Source organism: Mesorhizobium sp. B2-6-2, from assembly GCF_006440615.1.
GTDB lineage: Bacteria > Pseudomonadota > Alphaproteobacteria > Rhizobiales > Rhizobiaceae > Mesorhizobium.
On the sequence record NZ_VFUG01000007.1, the window covers coordinates 121,254 to 138,826 of the forward strand.

14 protein-coding genes are annotated in these 17,573 nt (G+C 61.4%); 10 read left to right on the forward strand and 4 right to left on the reverse strand.

Translation table 11 applies throughout. From position 1 onward, the window contains the following. Window positions 1-63 precede the first annotated feature (63 nt). Window positions 64-738: an alpha/beta hydrolase gene (locus tag FJ419_RS16505; protein ID WP_095765174.1), complete on the forward strand. Its 675-nt coding sequence runs from the start codon at window positions 64-66 to the stop codon at window positions 736-738. Between the two features lie 25 nt (window positions 739-763). Here the strand turns inward: FJ419_RS16505 and FJ419_RS16510 are convergent, their stop codons facing one another. Both FJ419_RS16510 and FJ419_RS16515 read right to left on the reverse strand, forming a co-directional pair. After that, on the reverse strand, window positions 764-1,627 hold the full coding sequence (locus tag FJ419_RS16510; RefSeq protein WP_181170719.1) for a phosphatase PAP2 family protein: 864 nt from the start codon (window positions 1,625-1,627) through the stop codon (window positions 764-766). A gap of 42 nt (window positions 1,628-1,669) precedes the next feature. After that, window positions 1,670-3,313: a glycosyltransferase family 39 protein gene (locus tag FJ419_RS16515; RefSeq protein ID WP_140695172.1), complete on the reverse strand. Its 1,644-nt coding sequence runs from the start codon at window positions 3,311-3,313 to the stop codon at window positions 1,670-1,672. A gap of 356 nt (window positions 3,314-3,669) precedes the next feature. Between FJ419_RS16515 and tyrS the strand changes: the two genes are divergently transcribed. After that, window positions 3,670-4,923, forward strand: coding sequence for a tyrosine--tRNA ligase (gene tyrS, locus FJ419_RS16520; protein WP_140695175.1), 1,254 nt, complete (start codon window positions 3,670-3,672; stop codon window positions 4,921-4,923). 10 nt (window positions 4,924-4,933) lie between these two features. On the opposite strand, the gene FJ419_RS16525 is transcribed toward tyrS, so the two are convergent. Further along, a complete protein-coding gene (locus FJ419_RS16525) occupies window positions 4,934-8,359 on the reverse strand; it encodes a DUF3971 domain-containing protein (protein ID WP_140695178.1) in 3,426 nt (1,141 codons plus the stop codon). A 95-nt stretch (window positions 8,360-8,454) separates the two neighbouring features. On the opposite strand from FJ419_RS16525, the gene FJ419_RS16530 reads away from it, so the two are divergent. Next, window positions 8,455-8,922, forward strand: coding sequence for a peroxiredoxin (locus tag FJ419_RS16530; RefSeq protein WP_140695181.1), 468 nt, complete (start codon window positions 8,455-8,457; stop codon window positions 8,920-8,922). Between the two features lie 312 nt (window positions 8,923-9,234). After that, window positions 9,235-10,515: a M23 family metallopeptidase gene (locus FJ419_RS16535; RefSeq protein ID WP_140695184.1), complete on the forward strand. Its 1,281-nt coding sequence runs from the start codon at window positions 9,235-9,237 to the stop codon at window positions 10,513-10,515. Window positions 10,516-10,609: 94 nt separating this feature from the next. On the opposite strand, the gene FJ419_RS16540 is transcribed toward FJ419_RS16535, so the two are convergent. Then, window positions 10,610-11,788, reverse strand: coding sequence for a M24 family metallopeptidase (locus FJ419_RS16540; RefSeq protein ID WP_140695187.1), 1,179 nt, complete (start codon window positions 11,786-11,788; stop codon window positions 10,610-10,612). Between the two features lie 278 nt (window positions 11,789-12,066). Between FJ419_RS16540 and FJ419_RS16545 the strand changes: the two genes are divergently transcribed. From FJ419_RS16545 to FJ419_RS16575, 6 genes are all read left to right on the forward strand, one after another. Further along, window positions 12,067-12,606, forward strand: a complete 540-nt coding sequence (locus FJ419_RS16545; RefSeq protein WP_246679220.1) for a hypothetical protein — start codon at window positions 12,067-12,069, stop codon at window positions 12,604-12,606. A gap of 268 nt (window positions 12,607-12,874) precedes the next feature. Beyond that, window positions 12,875-14,131 carry a site-specific integrase gene (locus FJ419_RS16555; RefSeq protein ID WP_140695190.1) on the forward strand — a complete coding sequence of 419 codons (1,257 nt, stop codon included), beginning with the start codon at window positions 12,875-12,877 and terminating at the stop codon, window positions 14,129-14,131. 378 nt (window positions 14,132-14,509) lie between these two features. Then, a complete protein-coding gene (locus tag FJ419_RS16560) occupies window positions 14,510-14,848 on the forward strand; it encodes a hypothetical protein (protein ID WP_210241665.1) in 339 nt (112 codons plus the stop codon). 186 nt (window positions 14,849-15,034) lie between these two features. After that, window positions 15,035-15,751, forward strand: coding sequence for a hypothetical protein (locus tag FJ419_RS16565; RefSeq protein WP_140695220.1), 717 nt, complete (start codon window positions 15,035-15,037; stop codon window positions 15,749-15,751). Window positions 15,752-15,880: 129 nt separating this feature from the next. After that, entirely contained in the window at window positions 15,881-16,774 is an 894-nt protein-coding gene (locus FJ419_RS16570; RefSeq protein ID WP_140695222.1) for a hypothetical protein, read from the forward strand. 294 nt (window positions 16,775-17,068) lie between these two features. Continuing rightward, window positions 17,069-17,536 carry a hypothetical protein gene (locus FJ419_RS16575; RefSeq protein WP_140695227.1) on the forward strand — a complete coding sequence of 156 codons (468 nt, stop codon included), beginning with the start codon at window positions 17,069-17,071 and terminating at the stop codon, window positions 17,534-17,536. The last annotated feature ends 37 nt before the right edge of the window (window positions 17,537-17,573 follow it).

The following is a 17,573-nucleotide window of genomic DNA, read 5'->3' on the forward strand; positions in this document are numbered from 1 at the left end:
GCGGGTGAGTCGGGATCAGGAAAGTTCTGGGCTAGCGCATTCATATGCCATGTGGAGTATTTTATGCCTGAGGTCATTTTCGCCGGTCCGGCTGGTCGCCTGGAGGGACGTTATCAGCCTTCGAAGGAAAAGAGCGCCCCGATCGCAATCGTGCTGCATCCGCACCCGCAATTTGGCGGCACGATGAACAACAAGATCGTCTACGACCTCTTCTACATGTTCCAGAAGCGCGATTTCACCACGCTGCGTTTTAATTTCCGCGGCATCGGCCGCAGCCAGGGCGAGTTCGACCATGGCACCGGCGAATTGTCGGACGCGGCCGCCGCGCTCGACTGGGTGCAGTCGCTTCATCCGGATTCGAAGAGCTGCTGGGTCGCCGGCTATTCCTTCGGCGCATGGATCGGCATGCAGCTCCTGATGCGCCGCCCCGAGATCGAGGGTTTTATTTCGGTCGCGCCGCAGCCCAACACCTACGACTTCTCGTTCCTGGCGCCCTGTCCGTCGTCCGGCCTCATCATCCATGGCGATGCCGACAAGGTGGCGCCGCCGAAGGATGTGCAGGGCCTGGTCGACAAGCTGCACACGCAAAAGGGCATCACCATCACCCAGAAGACGATCCCAGGCGCCAACCATTTCTTCGCCAACGATTCCGAGCTGCTGATCCAGGAGTGCGCCGACTATCTCGACCGTCGCCTGGCGGGCGAGCTGGCCGATCCGAGGCCGAAGCGGCTTCGCTAAGCGCGGAGGCGCCAGTCAAGGCGTCTTAAGGAATCTGGGTTTGATCGACGGCGGGCTCGACCGAATCGGCCGTCGAGGCCCTGCTTCTTGGCGCGCGGAACGGTACCAACCGGAATGTCCGCTTGCGCACCGGCAGCTTTGAGCCTGTCTGGCCGAAGATGAAGCCGAGCCGGGCAAACATAAGTCCCGATAGCACCGCGAACGCCAGTCCGAGCCCGAAGCCCGCGACCGTATCGCTGGGATAGTGCGCGCCGACGAAGATGCGTGTCGAAGCGATGCAGGCCGTGACCGCCAGCGCGATGGTCCAGCGCCTCGGGAACAGCAGCAGCAGGATGCCGAAGACCGCGCCCATCGTCGTCGCATGGCCGGACGGGAAACCGGCAAAGCGCGCATCCATGGCGAAAGGATGCAGCGACAGGACGCCAAAACTGTCGAAATAAAGCGGCCGGGCGCGGCCGATTCCGTATTTCAGTAGGTTGACCGCAAGACCGGACAGGCCGACGGCGCACAGCACCAGGAACGCGAAACACGTCCAGTTGTAGACGATCATCCGGCCATGCCGGGACAGGCCGCGCCAATCCGTCAGATTGGCGGCGACAAGGCAGAGTGCCGCCGGAATGAGGTACCAACCGCCGAGGCCGAATTGCGTGAAGAAATCGGTGAAGCGTACGAAGCCGGGGGACCATTCGCCGCGCATCTCGCCCGCGCCGGCGTCGAGGCGCAGGAAGATCGCGACGGTGAGCAGCGCCCAGGCTATGAGCCAGATGCCCCACAAAATTTTCGGATAGCGCGCCGGCCGCACGGCAAAGCGTCGCTTCACGATCGACATCGTGTCGTGGAAATTGCCGAGCGAGCGGCGGTAGAGGGCAAGGGGCGGCGCGGCGGACATGGCTTGGCGCTTATAGGGACATTCGACGCCTGACGCTATTCATCACGGTGCCACCCGGTAAAGCCCGAGCGACAGCTTGTCTCCCGACGAATAGTTGATGCCGTCGATCTCGGTCAGTCGCTTTGCCGACTTGCCCTGAGCGGCCAGCACATCGGTAAGCTTCTGCTCGTCCTTGATCGGCGCCAGCCCAAGCGCGCAGGACGGATCGGCGAGCAGATGTTGCCCCACGCCCTCGACGTCGGTCAGCACGGTCTTGGTGCCGACCAGGAAGACGAGGCTCGGCTCCTGGAACTTCGCCGAGGCAAGCACGGTGGTATCGCAAGGACGGTTGGCGTCGACGGCGGCCTTGACGGCGGGGCCGAGCCAGATCGGGTTCAGCGACGGCGCGATGACGCCGAACAGCAGGCTGAAGGTGATGCCGGCGCCGACGGCGATCGCCGCGATGCGCGGCAGCGACACCTGCAGCTGTCTTGGGAAGGCAAGATAGCCGGTGACCAGAGCGGCGATCGCTGCCGGTATGCTCCACCAGGAGAAGGTCTTGGCGAGGTAAAGCGGCGCGCCGACGCAGACCACGGCAAGGCCGATCGCCACCACGGCAAGGCCGAAAGCCGTCGCCCACCACAGCCATGTCTGCCAGCGCTTCAGTGGCGCGTTGGCCTTCTCCGCCGGCAAGGTGAGCAGCCAGCCGACCAGAAGCGCCATGCCCGGATAGGCCGGCATCACATAATGCGGCAACTTGGTCGGGATCGCCTCGAACACCAGCCAGAACGGGATGTACCAGGCCAGGCAGAAGCGCAGCCGCGGATCGTCCCAAAACCGGTTGATAGCCTGGAGCCCGGCGCCGACCGCGATCAGCCCGAAGGGCCACATGAACAGCGAATAAGTCAGCATGTAGAAACCGGGCGGCAGGCCGTGTGACTCCTCGCCCTGAGCCACCTTGTTCAGCATGTCCTTGCCGACCGCTTCCTGGAAGAAGGCCCCGCCGCTCTTCCAGGTGATGAGGATCAGCCACGGCAGCACGATGACCAGCACGATGCCAACGCCGCGCACCAGCTTCATCTTGAGGAGCCAGCGCCAGTCGCGGTCGAAGGCAAAGAGTGCCGCGGCGGTCAGCAGCGACAAAAGTGGTGAAACCGGGCCCTTGATGAGGATTCCGAAGCCCTGCGCGATCCAGAAAATCCACGGCAGATGCCCGGGAACCGGATCGTTGCGCTTGGCTGCCCAATAGACCTGCGCCAGCGCGCCTTGCGCTATCACGCAGCAGGCGAGAAGCATGGCATCGGTCTTGGCGTCGCGCCCCTCGAAGGCGGTGGCGAAGATCGCCGCCATCATCAGGCCGGCGGCCAGCCCGGCACTGGCGCCGAAGAGTTTCGTCCCGGTCCAGCCGATGCCGACGACCGCGAGCGCGATGCCAAGCATCGAGACCAGGCGATAGACCCAGATCGGCGCCACGGCCCCCTCGCCGCTCAACGCCACGGCAGCCGACTGCAGCCAGTAGATGCCGATCGGCTTCTTGTAGCGCGTGACATCCTGCAGGCGGATATCGACATAGTCGCCCGTCTCGACCATCTGCTTGGTCGACTGGACGAAGCGGGATTCATCGCGGTCCACCGGCGGCAGGCTGGCAAGCCCGCTGACGGTCATCACGATGCTGAACAGAAAGAGGAAGAGGGTGTTCCTGTTCATCGCGGGAGCTTTTCCGATCTGAAACTGCGGGATGGCCCCGTCGCGGTGCATGGCGCCGTGTCTTTGCGCGGCGCCTCATTACGCCAGCAAAAAGGGCGAAGCAAGGACGCGCCGCGCTGCACGCGATCGGACGCGATCGGGCGCAAACCGGAAACCACTTTTGCTGATCGCGTGTTTGTCGGTTGAAGCGCCATCGAGCGCAAAACCGGATTCCACTTTTGCTGATCGCGTGTTTGTTGGTTGAAGCGCGATCGGACGCAAAACCGGATTCCACTTTTGCTGATCGCGCTTGGATGCTAAACGCGCGCCTTCATATCAAGCATGGCCAAGCGCCCGGCGACCTCCAGGAAGAAAAAATGTCCGCCTTCAAATCCGATTTCCTGCGCATCATGAGCGAGCGCGGCTTCATCCATCAGATTTCGGATGAATCCGCCCTCGACCAGCTTTTCGCCAAGGAAACGGTGAGCGCCTATATCGGCTTCGACGCCACCGCCAAGAGCCTGCACGCCGGGTCGCTGATCCAGATCATGATGCTGCATTGGCTGCAGCAGACCGGCCACCGGCCGATCGCGCTGATGGGCGGCGGCACCTCGATGATCGGCGACCCGTCCTTCAAGGACGAGGCGCGCAAGCTGCTCACTCCCAAGGACATCGACGACAATCTGGTCGGCATCCGCCGCAATTTCGCGCCTTACCTGAAATTCGGCAGCGGCCCGGGCGACGCGGTCATGGTCAACAACGCCGACTGGCTGATGCAGATCAACTACGTCAATTTCCTGCGCGATGTCGGCCGGCATTTCTCCGTCAACCGCATGCTTGCCTTCGATAGCGTGAAGCTGAGACTCGATCGCGAACAGTCGCTGTCCTTCCTCGAATTCAACTATATGATCCTGCAGGCCTACGACTTCGTCGAGCTCTACAAGCGCGTCGGCTGCCGGCTGCAGATGGGCGGCTCCGACCAGTGGGGCAATATCGTCAACGGCATCGACCTCGGCCACCGCATGGAGGGCGTGCAGCTCTTCGCCATGACCACGCCGCTGCTCACCACCTCGTCCGGCGCCAAGATGGGCAAGTCCGCCTCGGGCGCGGTCTGGCTCGATGGCGACATGCTCTCGCCTTACGAATTCTGGCAGTACTGGCGCAACACCGAGGACGCCGATGTCGGGCGCTTTCTAAAGCTCTACACGACCCTGCCGCTCGACGAGGTGGCGCGCCTTGAAAAGCTCGACGGCTCGGAGATCAACGAGGCGAAGAAGATCCTCGCCACCGAGATCACCGCCATGCTTCACGGCCGCGATGCGGCAGAGACCGCAAGCGAGACAGCGCGCAAGACTTTCGAGGAAGGCGCGCTCGCCGACACTCTGCCCAGCATGGAGGTAGCCAAATCGGACCTCGAAGCCGGGATCGGCATTCTCGCGCTGTTCGTAAGCGCCGGGCTAGCCGGCTCGAACGGCGAGGCGCGCCGGCACATCCAGGGCGGCGCGGTGCGCGTCAACGACCAGCCGCTGACCGACGACCGCCGCGTCGTCACGCTTCAGGATCTCGGCCCGGAAGGCCTCGTGAAGCTTTCGCTCGGCAAGAAGAAGCACGTGCTGGTGCGGCCGAACTGATCGGCCGAACTTACTGCGCAGTTTGGGACGGTTGCTGCCTGTATTCGAAGATCGAGCGGAATATGCCCGGCGCCACCACCGATAGCGGATTGATGTTGAGCGTCGGCTTGTTGGCGTTGCCGCGCAAACGGTAGGTGACGCCGATCAGGCCGCGGTCGCGCCCGTTGCCCAGCAACGGCCCGAACAAAGGCAGCTCGCCGAAGATGCGGTTGAGACCATAGACCGGCATGAAGGTGCCGGTCATGTCCATGTTGTTGTTCGGGTCGTAGAGCGTGCCCTGAAAGGTCGTGCCGATGCGCGGGCCGCGCAGCAGGCCGTTCGCCAGTTTCAGATAGCCGGAACCCTTGTCGATCTCGGCGAAGCCGCGCTCGAACTGCACCCTGGACGTATCGATCTTGCCTTTGACGGCCTGGTTCAGGCTGCGCGTGTCGCCGGCCGGCGTTGTCGACACGATCGAGGCCAGTTTGGGCTCGTTGACCACATAGAAGTTGCGGGCATCCACCTGACCCTTCATCGGCCCGTCGCCGGCGCCGGAGAGCGAGAGCGTGATCGCGCCGCCTTCCATATGCTCGTAGACATTGAGGAAACGCAGGATCGCGCCGGCATCGGCCGACTTGACGCTGAGCACGCGGCCGCCTTCGCTGGTGGTGTTGTTGATCGCGATCGCGGCGCCCGAGCTTGCCGCGGCGGTGACGTTTAGCCCGTTCACCCGCGATCCGGCGGCGCTGTATTCGAGCCTGAGGTTGGAAAGCACCTCGTCATGAAAACCGGTCAGCGATGCCACATCGGCGCTCACCGAGATCGCGTCGCTGCCGGCGCCCTTCGTGGCTGTATCGACGTCCGAGGTGAACTGCTTGATCAGCGAGCGGGCGTCGAGCGACGCGCCGCTGACATCGACAGCGTAGCTCTTGCCGGAACGCTTGACCGAAACGGCGACGTCGTCGCCTCTGTTCAACGCGACTTTGCTGAAGCGGGCCGCGGACAACGAGCCGTTGACCAGTGTCACATTGCCGTCGATCGAGAAGCTTTTTCCGTCGAGAGCGAAATCGGTCAATGTGGTGGTGCTGCCGGACTTCGCCATGTCGAAAGCGACCTTGGCGGGAATGCCGGCGCCCTTGCTCCAGCCTGCCCACGGAATGTCGAGCCTGGCATTGGTCAGGTCCGCCGAAACCTGCTGGGCGCCCTCGCCGCTCTTGTCGATCGCCACCTTGATGGTTCCCGAAAGCAGGTCCGACAGTCCAGGCATGCTGGCGTTGCGCGTCTTGTCGTCAAGGACCAACGTAACCTTGCGGCTTCGCGCCGGCCCGTCATCGGCGAGCGGCTCGACGAGGTCGAGCTCGGACGGAATGCCGTTGAGCTTGGCCTCGGCGGAAATCACCGCCTGCTTCGGCCCGACGGTGATCGAGCCATCGGCCTCGGTGACCGTCTGGTCCTCGAAAGGCTTCGCCAGCGACAGGTCCTGATAGTCGAGCGAAACCAGCCAATCGAGCTTCGAGGTGTCCATGCCCTTGGTCAGCGGAATATCCGCCCTGACATGGCCGGTGACGGTGCCGGACAGGTCTTCCGGTGCCAGTCCGACATGGCGCATGGCATTGATCGGCTCATAGGAGGCTAGCTCGGCGATCGCCGGCGCCTCGCCCGCCACGTCGATGTTGAGCCCGCCGATCACAAGCGGTCGATTCGCGTTCTTGACCGTCAGCGTGCCGCCGCTTGCCGCCACGGTGCGGCCGCTCGGCATATAGACGCTGCCCGAGGAGAGCGTGACATCGACGTCGTTGCCGTGGAATGCAACCGCGCCGACGGCGTCGCGGACCGGCGGGATGCGCCCGGCGGTATCGAAGCGCGACCCTTCGATCTGGAAACGGCCGAACACTTCGTCGCCGGTAAGCGGCACGCCGTTGCCGAGGCGCCCCGGCGCGACCTGGAACTGCAGCTTGGCGTCGGTCACCGTGCCGCCGAACAGATTGCCCAGCACCCAAAGCCGCGCGTTGCGGGCGGAGAACCACGGCCACAATTGCTTGACATGCGAGACCGGCATGTCGTGCACGTTGAGCGACAGCGATACCCCTGGCGGGCCGTTGTCGATGAAGGCGACGGTGGCCGCGCCCAGCACCTCGCCCGGTCCGCCGGAGCGCACACCGATCTGCTCGGCAACGAGCTTGCGGCTCTTCGGCTGGTAGACCCCGGCGATACGGGCCAGGAACTGAAGCGCCGGTTCCGGCGATTCCGAAGGCGCCAGCGTCGAGCCGTCGCTGGTGAGATCATAGCGGTAGGCGGGCTCCTCCCCCGCAGCTGCCGGCTTCGGCCCGATCGATCCGGCAAAGTTGAAGCTGGAGCGGCTGCTCCTGATCAGCAGCCGGTCGACCGAGATCTTGTTCGAACCGGCCACCAGCGTGGCATCGACATCGACATCGGTCGGCAGCAGCCCGCGCTCGTCCAGGTCGAGCACCGAACCGTTGAGCGAGAGCGAAGCCGCCAGGCGCGATGGGTTGTCGCCCGACGCTTCCGACCCGGAAAGCTTCAATGCGATCGAACCCAGCCTGCCGCCGTCGGCCGCCGGAGCGGCCTCGGTCGAACTGCCCTCGCCGGGGGCGCCTTCTATCTCGAGATTGGCGTCCAGCGACGAAATGCGCCTTGCCGTCGCATCGCGCGTCGCCGAGGCGGTCAAGGTCGCGTGCCGGCCGTCGACATCCGCATCGTAGGAGACCTGTATGCGTCCCATGCCTGTCTGGGCGACGGTCGCCGAGGCGACGGTCACGCGCTTGACCAGTCCGGTGTCCGGCAGCTTGAACTCGACATTGCGCAGATCGATCTGTCGCATCGAATCCTCGCGCACGGCATCAAGCGCGTCATTGACGGCCGAAAACAGCGCCGCCGACACTTTCTCCGGGTCGACAAGGCCATCCGCGTTGCGCAGCGCCGCCGTCCAGTCGCTGCCGCCGGAGGGCATGGCGGCCACCACGATATGGGCATCGGAAAATCTGGCGCTCGTCAGCCGGACGTCGCCCGAAAGCAGCGGCAGCAGGCGCATGCCGAAACGCACGCGTCCGATATCGGCCATCGGCTTGCCGTCGGCCGTCTTCAGGCTGACATCGTTCACCTGCAGGGCGACGAAGCTCGACCCGTCCAGCGTCAGCCGAGCCGCGCCGACGGCGACGTTGACATCGACGCCGGCCAGCTTCTCGATGGCTGTCTCCGCCTCGGTCCGCAGGCGCTCCGTGCCGATGCCGGAGGCGCCGAGGACATAGACACCTGCCGCCGCCAGAAGCATGAGCGCGCAAAACCCGGCAAACACCCGGCCGAGGATGCGGAAACGCCGCCGCACGGCTGCCCGGCCGAGCGGCGGCACGCTGCACGCGGACGGAAGCCTCGCCAGGTCGGTGATCTCGTCACGCCTGAACCTGATCTTCTCGTGCTGCGGTGCTTCCTGATCCAAGCAATATTCCGTTGTGACGAACTCGTCGTGGACGAATCCCCGCCTCACGTTATATCGATGATTTCCCGCGCGTAACCGCAAACAAGGGCATCGATATGGCTGACCTCGACGTGGGCGACGCAGCGCCGCAATTCGATCTTCCGCGTGACGGCGGCGGCTCCCTCAGCCTCGCGGCGTTCCTGGGCAAGCCCGTGGTACTCTACTTCTATCCGCAGGACGACACCACAAGTTGCACCGCCGAGGCCATCAGCTTCTCGCAGTTGAAGCCGGGGTTCGAGAAGGCCGGTGCCGTGGTGATCGGGCTGTCGCCTGATAGCGTGAAGAAACACGACAAATTCAAGGCGAAGCACGATCTCACCGTCGATCTCATCGCTGACGAGGAGCGCAAAGTGATCGACGCCTACCATTTGTGGGTCGAAAAGACGATGTATGGGCGCAAATATATGGGTGTCGAGCGCGCCACCTTCCTGATCGGCAAGGACGGGCGGATCGCCCGTATCTGGCGCAAGGTTCGCGTCAAAGGCCACGCCGAAGAGGTGCTTGAGGCCGTGCGCGCGCTCTAAGGTGTGTTGAGATTCAGGTCAGGCCGCGCCGAAAACGGCGGTTTTCGAGAACCGGAGCGGAGCGTACTTAAGTACGTGAGCACCGGAAGCGCAGTAAACTGGCGTTTGCAGGCCGGCATCACCTGAATATCAACATACCTTAGAAGCAGGCGCACGCTTTCGCGGTATCGTCGGCCGTCAGCCCGGCCATTGCAACCTCCCACCCGCAAAGCGCGAGATGGTGTTTCAGACGCTGCGGCCGGCAAAACTTTGTTAACCCTAATAATGTGTAATCAGGCTTGTCGTTGGTCCCGTAACGAAAGCTTGGTCCCCGTGAAACCAACCGGTCAGTCAGCTGTCTTCGGCAGGCGTAAGGAACCGCACACGGTCATCATCGCCAGGGGCAATGAGATAAGGCATTTCACCATCCGCCCTTGGCTCGCCGCCTTCATCGGCTCGGCGCTGGCGGCGATCGCCATCGGCTATCTGCTCGCGACTTCCTATCTGGTGCTGCGCGACGACCTGATCGGCGCCACGACGGCAAGGCAGGCGCGCATGCAGCAGGCCTATGAGGACCGCATCTCGGCCCTTCGTGCCCAGGTCGACCGCATCACCAGCCGCCAGCTTCTCGACCAGCAGCTGATGGAGACCAAGGTCAGCGAGCTGCTGGCCAGGCAGACCCAGCTCAGCGAGCGGCACGGACGGCTTGGGCCGATCCTCGAGCGCGCCGAGAACGAGGTCGGCGACACGCCTGCGACGAACGCGGCGACGCCCAAGCCCGATGAACACGCCGAGGTCACCGGCAGCGTTTCGCAGGCGCCGACCTATTCCGTCGCATCCTTGGACGCCGGCGATACAAGGCCCTTCTCGCTCTGGTCGACACGGTCCGATCCGCTGGACGGCGAAACGGCGGCCGATCGCGCCGACAAGCTGTTCGTTTCGATCAATGCCTCGTTGAAGGCCATCGAGGGCCAGCAGCTTTCGCGCATCGCCACGCTTGCCAACAACGCCTACAAGAATGCCGATGCCATAGCGCAGGCACTGGAAGCGGCCGGCCTGCCGGTCGACGGTGAACTGAACAAGAGCGATGTCGGCGGCCCGCTGGTTCCGCTTGATCCCTCCATGGGTTTCGACAGCAAGGTCAAGGAGTTGGACGAGGCGCTCGATGCGCTCGATCAGGTCAAGAAAGAGGCGCGCAAGTTGCCGCTCGCCAATCCCGCCCCGGGTCACACGGTGACCAGCCCCTTCGGCGTGCGCACCGATCCGATCCTGGGCAGCGCCGCCCTGCATACGGGAATGGATTTCAGGGCGCCGATCGGCATGCCGGCCAAGGTCACCGCCGCCGGCGTCGTCACAAGAGCCGGCTGGGCCGGCGGCTACGGCCGCATGGTCGAGGTCGACCACGGCAACGGCTTTGCCACACGCTACGGACATCTGAGCGAGATCGATGTGAGCGTCGGCCAGAAGCTCGCCGCCGGCGACGTCATCGGCAAGACCGGCAGCAGCGGCCGCTCGACGGGTCCGCACCTGCACTACGAAGTGCGCCACGATGGCGAGGCGGTCGACCCGCTGCGCTTCCTCACCGTTGGCAAGAAGGTCGCGCAGTACCTTTGACCGGCTGATCCAAACCGGCGCCGTGCCCGATCTCGATCATCCGATCAAGAATCCAGGCATCGATACCGGCCGCGGGACCGCTCGCGCCGGCCAGTCAGGCTTTGACATGGATATCCCGCGGGAACTTCGTCAGCGTCTCGTTGCCGGTATCGGTTACCAGAATGGTTTCGCTGATCTCGATGCCCCAGCCGTCCATCCACATGCCCAGGATGGAATGAACGACATTGCCGGGCTGGAGCACCGTCTTGTCGCCAGGCCTCAGGCTGATCGTATGCTCGCCCCAATCCGGCGGATAGGCGACGCCGATGGAATAGCCGATGCGCGATTCCTTCTTCAGCCCGTGACGCTCTATGACCTTGCGCCAGGCAGCTTCGACCGCCTCAGCGGCCGTTCCCGGACGTGCGGTTTCGAGCACCGCATCCATGCCCTCGATCACCGCCTTTGCCGTTTCCGCGACGCGGGTCGGCGTCTTGCCGAGCTGCATGGTCCTGGCGAGCCCGGCGGCGTAGCGGCGGCAGACGCCGGCCAGTTCGAGCGCGATCGTTTCGTCCTTTCCGAACCGCCTGTCGCTCCACATGATGTGCGGCGCGGAAGCGTTCTCGCCGCCGAGGATCGTCGGCGGTAGCGCCGTGATGTCGCCGGCGAAATCCGGACTGCCGGCAATCTGCGCTGCCTGGATGGCGGCGATCGCATCGCATTCGCGCACGCCCGGCGCGATAATTTCGAATGCGCGCGCGACGGCTGCTTCGGCCAGCATCGAGGCCTTGCGCAGATAGGCGATTTCCGGCGCCGATTTCACCGCGCGGATCCAGTTCACGAGCAGGTCGGCGTCGTTCCATTTCGCATTGGGCAATCCGGCGACGAGCTGCGCATGTGCCTTCGGCGAAAAATAATAGGCTTCGAGCTCGACGCCGATATGGCGGCTGCCCCAGCCCTTGGCGACGATCCACGCCGCGATCCAGTCCATGGGATGCCGATCGGCGCGCTGGACATGGTCCTCCGGAAATCCGACCACGTTTTCCGGCTTCATCCAGGCCGTCAGCAACCCGCCGGCCGCATCCATGGCGCGGCCGATCCAGACCGGCTCGACGTCCTCGATCGGCACGAGCACCACCTGGGGCGTGTAGAACGACCAGCCGTCATAACCGGTGATGTAGTGCTGGTTGGCGACGTCGTTGACGATCAGGAGCTCGATGCCGCGCTTTGCCATCTCGGCGCGGATTCTCGCGAGCCGCCGCTGGTACTCTTCGCGGGCAAAAGGCAGCTCAATCATCTTTTCTCCTCATCGGGATCGATCTGGTCGGGAATGAGCCGCGGGCTTTCTCCCACCGCCCACCATCGCGATGCTTTTGGCGGCCGGCAATCAGCCAGGCCGACGCATAGGCAGGGCCTGTACTGAACCGGATCAAATGCTGAGCCAGTCGGTCGGACCGCGGCGCGCTGCGCTCACATCGAAATAAATGTCAGGCTTCCGAGGCAACCAGGCATTCATCGCGCATTTATTCGGCCTGCGGTAGAATGCCGGCGTGCAACCGAACCGGGAGACAATTCGTGTCAAAAACTTTTCACGTCTCGATCCGAACGATGCTGGCCTTCATATGTCTGGCCGGGCTGGTCGCCGCGGCGTCCGCCCTTTTCCCCGCCACCGCCTCGGCGCAGCAACTGCGGCGATGCGCGAATGAGGGCGGCATATGTCGCTTGCCCTACCCCACCCAAGTGATCTACGGCGCGCGGGGGCGAACCACCGCACGGTTTTTCGACCGTCAGGCTGTGCCCTGCTCGAATCGCCTGTTTGGCGACCCCGCCCCCGGCCGCGAAAAGGCTTGTTATTTCGTGGCGCGCGGTGGCGGCGACTATGGCGACAACGACTACGGGGACGACGATTACGGTTCCCGCCCGGACCGCAGCGGATGGGCCGCCTGCGCCAGGGAGGGTGAGTTCTGCGATTTCCGCGGCCGCGCGATGGTCAGATACGGCGCACGCGGCCAGTACACGCAGGATGTTTTCAGGAACGGTGTCAGATGCGGCAACGACGCCTTTGGCGATGATCCCGCTCCTGGCGCTCACAAGCGCTGCTACGTCAGGCAGTAGTCGCGCCTGAACCCGGCGCGCAATAAGGTGGCGGCCCCAGCGAGGGCCGTCGCCGCATTCTGCTTCAGCTTGTCCGGCAGGCTGGTGGGCGATGACGGGCTCGAACCGCCGACATCTTCGGTGTAAACGAAGAGGACTGGTTACTCTACGCTCCCTCCTCCGCCCCTGTGATACTGTTTTCACTCAGTTATTTCATGTCGCGCTACCTTGTGGCCCCCGCCATTTCCCGCGATACTAGTTGCTAGTTTGTAGCTAGGGGGAAGGAATCATGGCCATCACGAAGACGGATGTAGACACACTCCCTGGGAACTCCGTCCTCTGGGACTCGGGAAAGGGAAGCGTTGTCGGTTTCGGTGTTCGTAAACAGCGGCGCGATGCGGTGTTCGTGATCAAATACGCGATCGACGGCCGCCAGCGGTGGTATACGATCGGACGGTTTGGATCTCCGTGGACTGTCGACCAGGCGCGCCAAGAGGCCAAAAGGCTTTTTGGTCAGGTCGCATCCGGAGTCGATCCTGGCCAAGCCAAACGCGATGCCAAAGACGCAACGCCTGTACTTTCGGTTTCGGACCTTTGCGACCGGTATATGGAAGTGGCAAACGCGGGTGCCATTCTGACAAGGTTCAATAGGCCCAAGAAAAGCTCTACCCTGCAAATTGATATCGGCCGAATCGAGCGACACATCAAACCGCTGATCGGCACCACAGCAGTCACTGAGGTCGACGCCAAGGTCGTTAAGCGCCTGATCCAAGACGTAGCCCTAGGCAAGTCGGCAATTGACGTCAAAACAAAGGCAAGAGGTCGAGCAAGGGTTACAGGCGGAGCCGCCACCGCAGCCCGGGTGGCCGACCTTTTGTCCGGAATAATGACGTGGGCCGTCGACGAAGCCATCATTGACAAGAACCCAGTCCATGGCGTCCGACGGTTCCGCAGCGAGGCAAAACAGCGCTTCCTCAGCGATGACGAACTAGCTGCGCTGGGAACCCAACTCCGAAAAGGCAAAGACCAAGCCGACAAAGCCTTTCATCCTTATGCCCTGGTAATTATCGAGCTACTCTGCCTGACTGGCTGCCGATCAAGCGAGATCACCAAACTCGTTTGGTCCGAGTTTGACCTCGACCAGCATTGCCTCCGACTCTCTGATACGAAATCGGGATACAGTTTGCGGGCCATCGGGAGTCCGGCCTCGGACTTGATTAGCAAGCAAGCCGTCGTTGAGTCGTCTCCCTTCGTGTTCCCTGGCGCCAAGGGGATTTCAAACTACCAAGGACTGAACAAAGAAGCCCCGCGCCTCTTCACATCCGCAGAGCTGGTAGGCGTGACATGTCATGTCCTCCGTCACACATTCGCATCGGTCGCTTCAGGATTGGGGTATTCGGATTCCACAATTGCCGGACTACTCGGTCATAGAGGTCGCGGAGTAACCTCTCGATACATTCATCGGCCAGACGCTGCGCTGGCATCTGCTGCAGAGGCGGTGGCAGCTGAAATTTCAAAAAAAATGCTGATTGAGATTCAGCGCTGACGCGGTTTGCGCGAAATTTGTGTCTGCGCAAATTTGTCATTCAACTCCCCTAATTCCCGCCGCCGTAAAGACCGCCGTTTCCACCTCGATGAAAATGAATCGCACTAATGTGAACCCGCGCGGAAATTTAGCAGACAAAACTTGGCATGGAAAATTTGGAGCGCGCGATTCCGCGATAACTCACATCGTGCGCATTTATGCGCGCGCGAATTTCTGCGCGTGACGTCGACGATTTTCGCCGCCGTAAAGACCGCCGTTTTCATGGGATGGAAAATCAATCGCGCGAACTTCGACGCGCGCGGAATTTAGCAAACTAACGAAAATTGAAATCCCAACTTGGTGCGCGCAATTCCGCGATGACCCGCGTCATGTGCATTTATGCGCGCGCGAATTTCCGCGCGTGATTTCGACGATTTTCGCCGCCGTAAAGGACGTGTGCACTCGAACAAAGGAGTACACGTTGTGCAGCAAACTCAATCCAAAAAAGCTGAGATCGACGCAGCTGAAAATGCGTTGTCCGATCGCCTGATTGACGAGAAAGCACTAGCAGTTCGCTGGGGCGTTTCAACGAGGACGCTACAGAACAAACGCGTCGCCGGAAATGGAATCCCATTTCTGAAAATCAGCTCATCCGTGCGATATCGCATGAGCGATGTGATCGCGTTCGAAAACGCGGCAATGCGTTTATCGACATCAGAATCTTCAGACACAAACTAGTCAGAACCGCACTACTCATGTCGGTCATTCAGCTGCACATGCGCACGCACCGCAACGCGCAATTCGCTTCATCGTTTAGCTTAGTCCGACAGCGATTCCGCTCATCGTAAATGATCCCGTCGAACGACGTTCACTCATTCGGCGATCTCAGCAAAAAATCAATTTCAACAAACGAAAGGAACTGCCGTGAAATCACGTCAGAAGGAAATCCGCGTTGCGCCGATCGACGCGAAAGGCAACAGCGGAAGGTCCATCTTGCGGACCTTCAAAAATGCTCGCAGTCACGACGACATCAGGAAACTCGGAAAAAACCTGCGAAAGCAGGACGGCGTCGCAAACGTGTTGATCAAGCTTCGGTCAGAGCTTGGTGCACTGTCGCAGGCATATCATCACCACGTCAGAGAATCGACCATCGCGGTCTACGCAGCCGCCCGACTCCTTGTCGAAGATAAATCTTCGTGGAAGGAGTTTTGTGGGCACCGCGAATGGCGAGATCGGAAGCGAGTTGCACCGCGCTTACGTCACCCAGAAGACGCACTGCGCGCGACTGCCAGGATCGCTGCGGGATTTGATGGCAAACGAGCGACGAGACGGGCCAGCCGCCTCTATCGGCTGCTGCAGCCGTTTTTCGCCCGCGGCACCTCCCCGCAAGAAGTCGCATCCATCGTCAGTGACGGCGGCTTGAAGCGCCTAGCCGAGGTCGGGGCAACGTTAAAAAAGGAAAAAAAGGCAGCGTTGCAATCGGGAAAGGCCCCAGCGTATCGATTCAAACTGGAAAACAGGCAGATGGCGAAGAAGATTTCAGGGATGGCGGCCGGAACGAAATTCAGGATGTCTGCCAAGATCAAAAAAACCAAAAGCGGTGCATTAGAAATCAAAATATACAAGGTGATAGCGGCATAAGGTATTGTAATACACTAATTACATGATGCATATAACATATGTAATAATAATAATAGCTATATGTTTTATATGACTATAGTTATTTGGTTATATGGTCATATAGCTATTATTTTTTTTAAGGCACCCGCAATGAAAAGAGAGCCTATACTAACTAAGAGCGTTTTTATCAAAACACATGATAAAATCGATGAGGTTATCGCCAAGAAACTTCTTACCCCGCTAGGCGAGGAGCTTCTGAACATCGACCTACGCGATGCGCTACTCGAAAGGGAGGCCAAATGCCTGTACGCCATCAACAAAAGGTCACGCATCGCCTTCGCTAAATCCGTGTACAGGACCTTCAAGCGCATAATCAACAACAAGGGCAAGAAAGCTACGTATCATTTCGTCACCCTGGCGCCAGCAAGGTTTGCTGTCCCCATCTCCCAAGCCTCGGCCATGGATGTCGCGCGCATCATCAAGTGGACCAGGCGTCACCTCGGGAAATGTCACTTCGTCGCCTGTGTAGAGGCTGCGATCTACCCCAACCTTGCTAAGGCTGGCATCGCCCGGGAGATAGTGGTCTCTTGGCACGTTCACGCCATCGTCTGGGGGGTCAAACGCGAAGCCGTTAAAGAACGCGTGGACAGGGTCACCAAGCGATGCCCCTCCCTCCTTCCAGGCGTGCCGGCAGGGCACGTTGCGACATTCACGGCCGACGAGATCCTCGGGCGGGTATGGTACGCTCTCAAGGCCCCCTGCTCCGAGCACAACGTGTACCCGATGAAGACAGAGGATGTTAATGGGGAGACCGGGGAGATCTTCACGGTAGCTACCGGACGGTTCAGGCAGAAAAAGCGCGAGATCCGCCCCGGCAATGCCGTTCGGATGGTTGGGATCATGGGAACTCGAACGATCCCGGACCTAGCTTTCGGCGGCGTTAAGGGTGCAGCGTTTCTGGAACGGGCTGAGAAGGCCGCCAGACGCACGTTGGAGAAGCAAGACAGGGAAGCCGCGCTGCGCCTCGACCGGCTGTTTGAGTAACAGCTTCGACGTTCGCTCCCGCGGCGGGGCTAAATCGCCACTGGGCCATGACCGTCATCGCGCTGATCGGGTGTTGTCGGCTTCTCCTCGATCGCAGGTAGCCTCGCCAATTGCTGGGGTGTTGCGCGCACGATACCCGGCTCGAAAGCACCCCACCGTAAAGGACTCATGACCAACGCGACTGGTGGGAAGAGAAGGATCTCTATCTCCATTCGAGTTGTCGCCGCGTTGGTTGCATGAGGACAAGGTTGCAACCCGAGTGTCCTCTCCACCCCAAAATCTATGGAGACTACAATGCCGAGTGTCGTTCGGACCCGTCCTGATATCATCACCAAAAGCGCTTTGATCGTTTGGCTATCCCACCAGGTCAAGCGAAGGGAGCGACAGAAAGAGGTGCCTGTCGCGTTCATCAACTACTTCAATCATCTGGTACGGCGTTTCAAGGAAGATGATTTCATCGAGGACGGTGAAGGCTGGTTCGATGAAATCTACAATCTCGTTTTCTGCGCGGTCGTCGATAACAACGGAGCAACGCAGCTCTGCAACGAGGACGTCACAGCTGCAATCGCTGCCACTGTTTCGCGCGCAATTAACAACCAAGGACGTGTCTCAGCAGCAGACTTTGTCACGCAGCTGGCGAGTCTGTCAGAGCTCAATTGGCTCGAGATAGACCAGTCCGACAAGACCACTCAGATCAGCAGCAAGCGTCAGTTCTTGGAGCACTGGGGGTTCAAGATCGACGTAGCGTTGTCACGATGTTAGCGGCCAGGGCTCCTACGGTAGTCTCCGATCTCTGCTC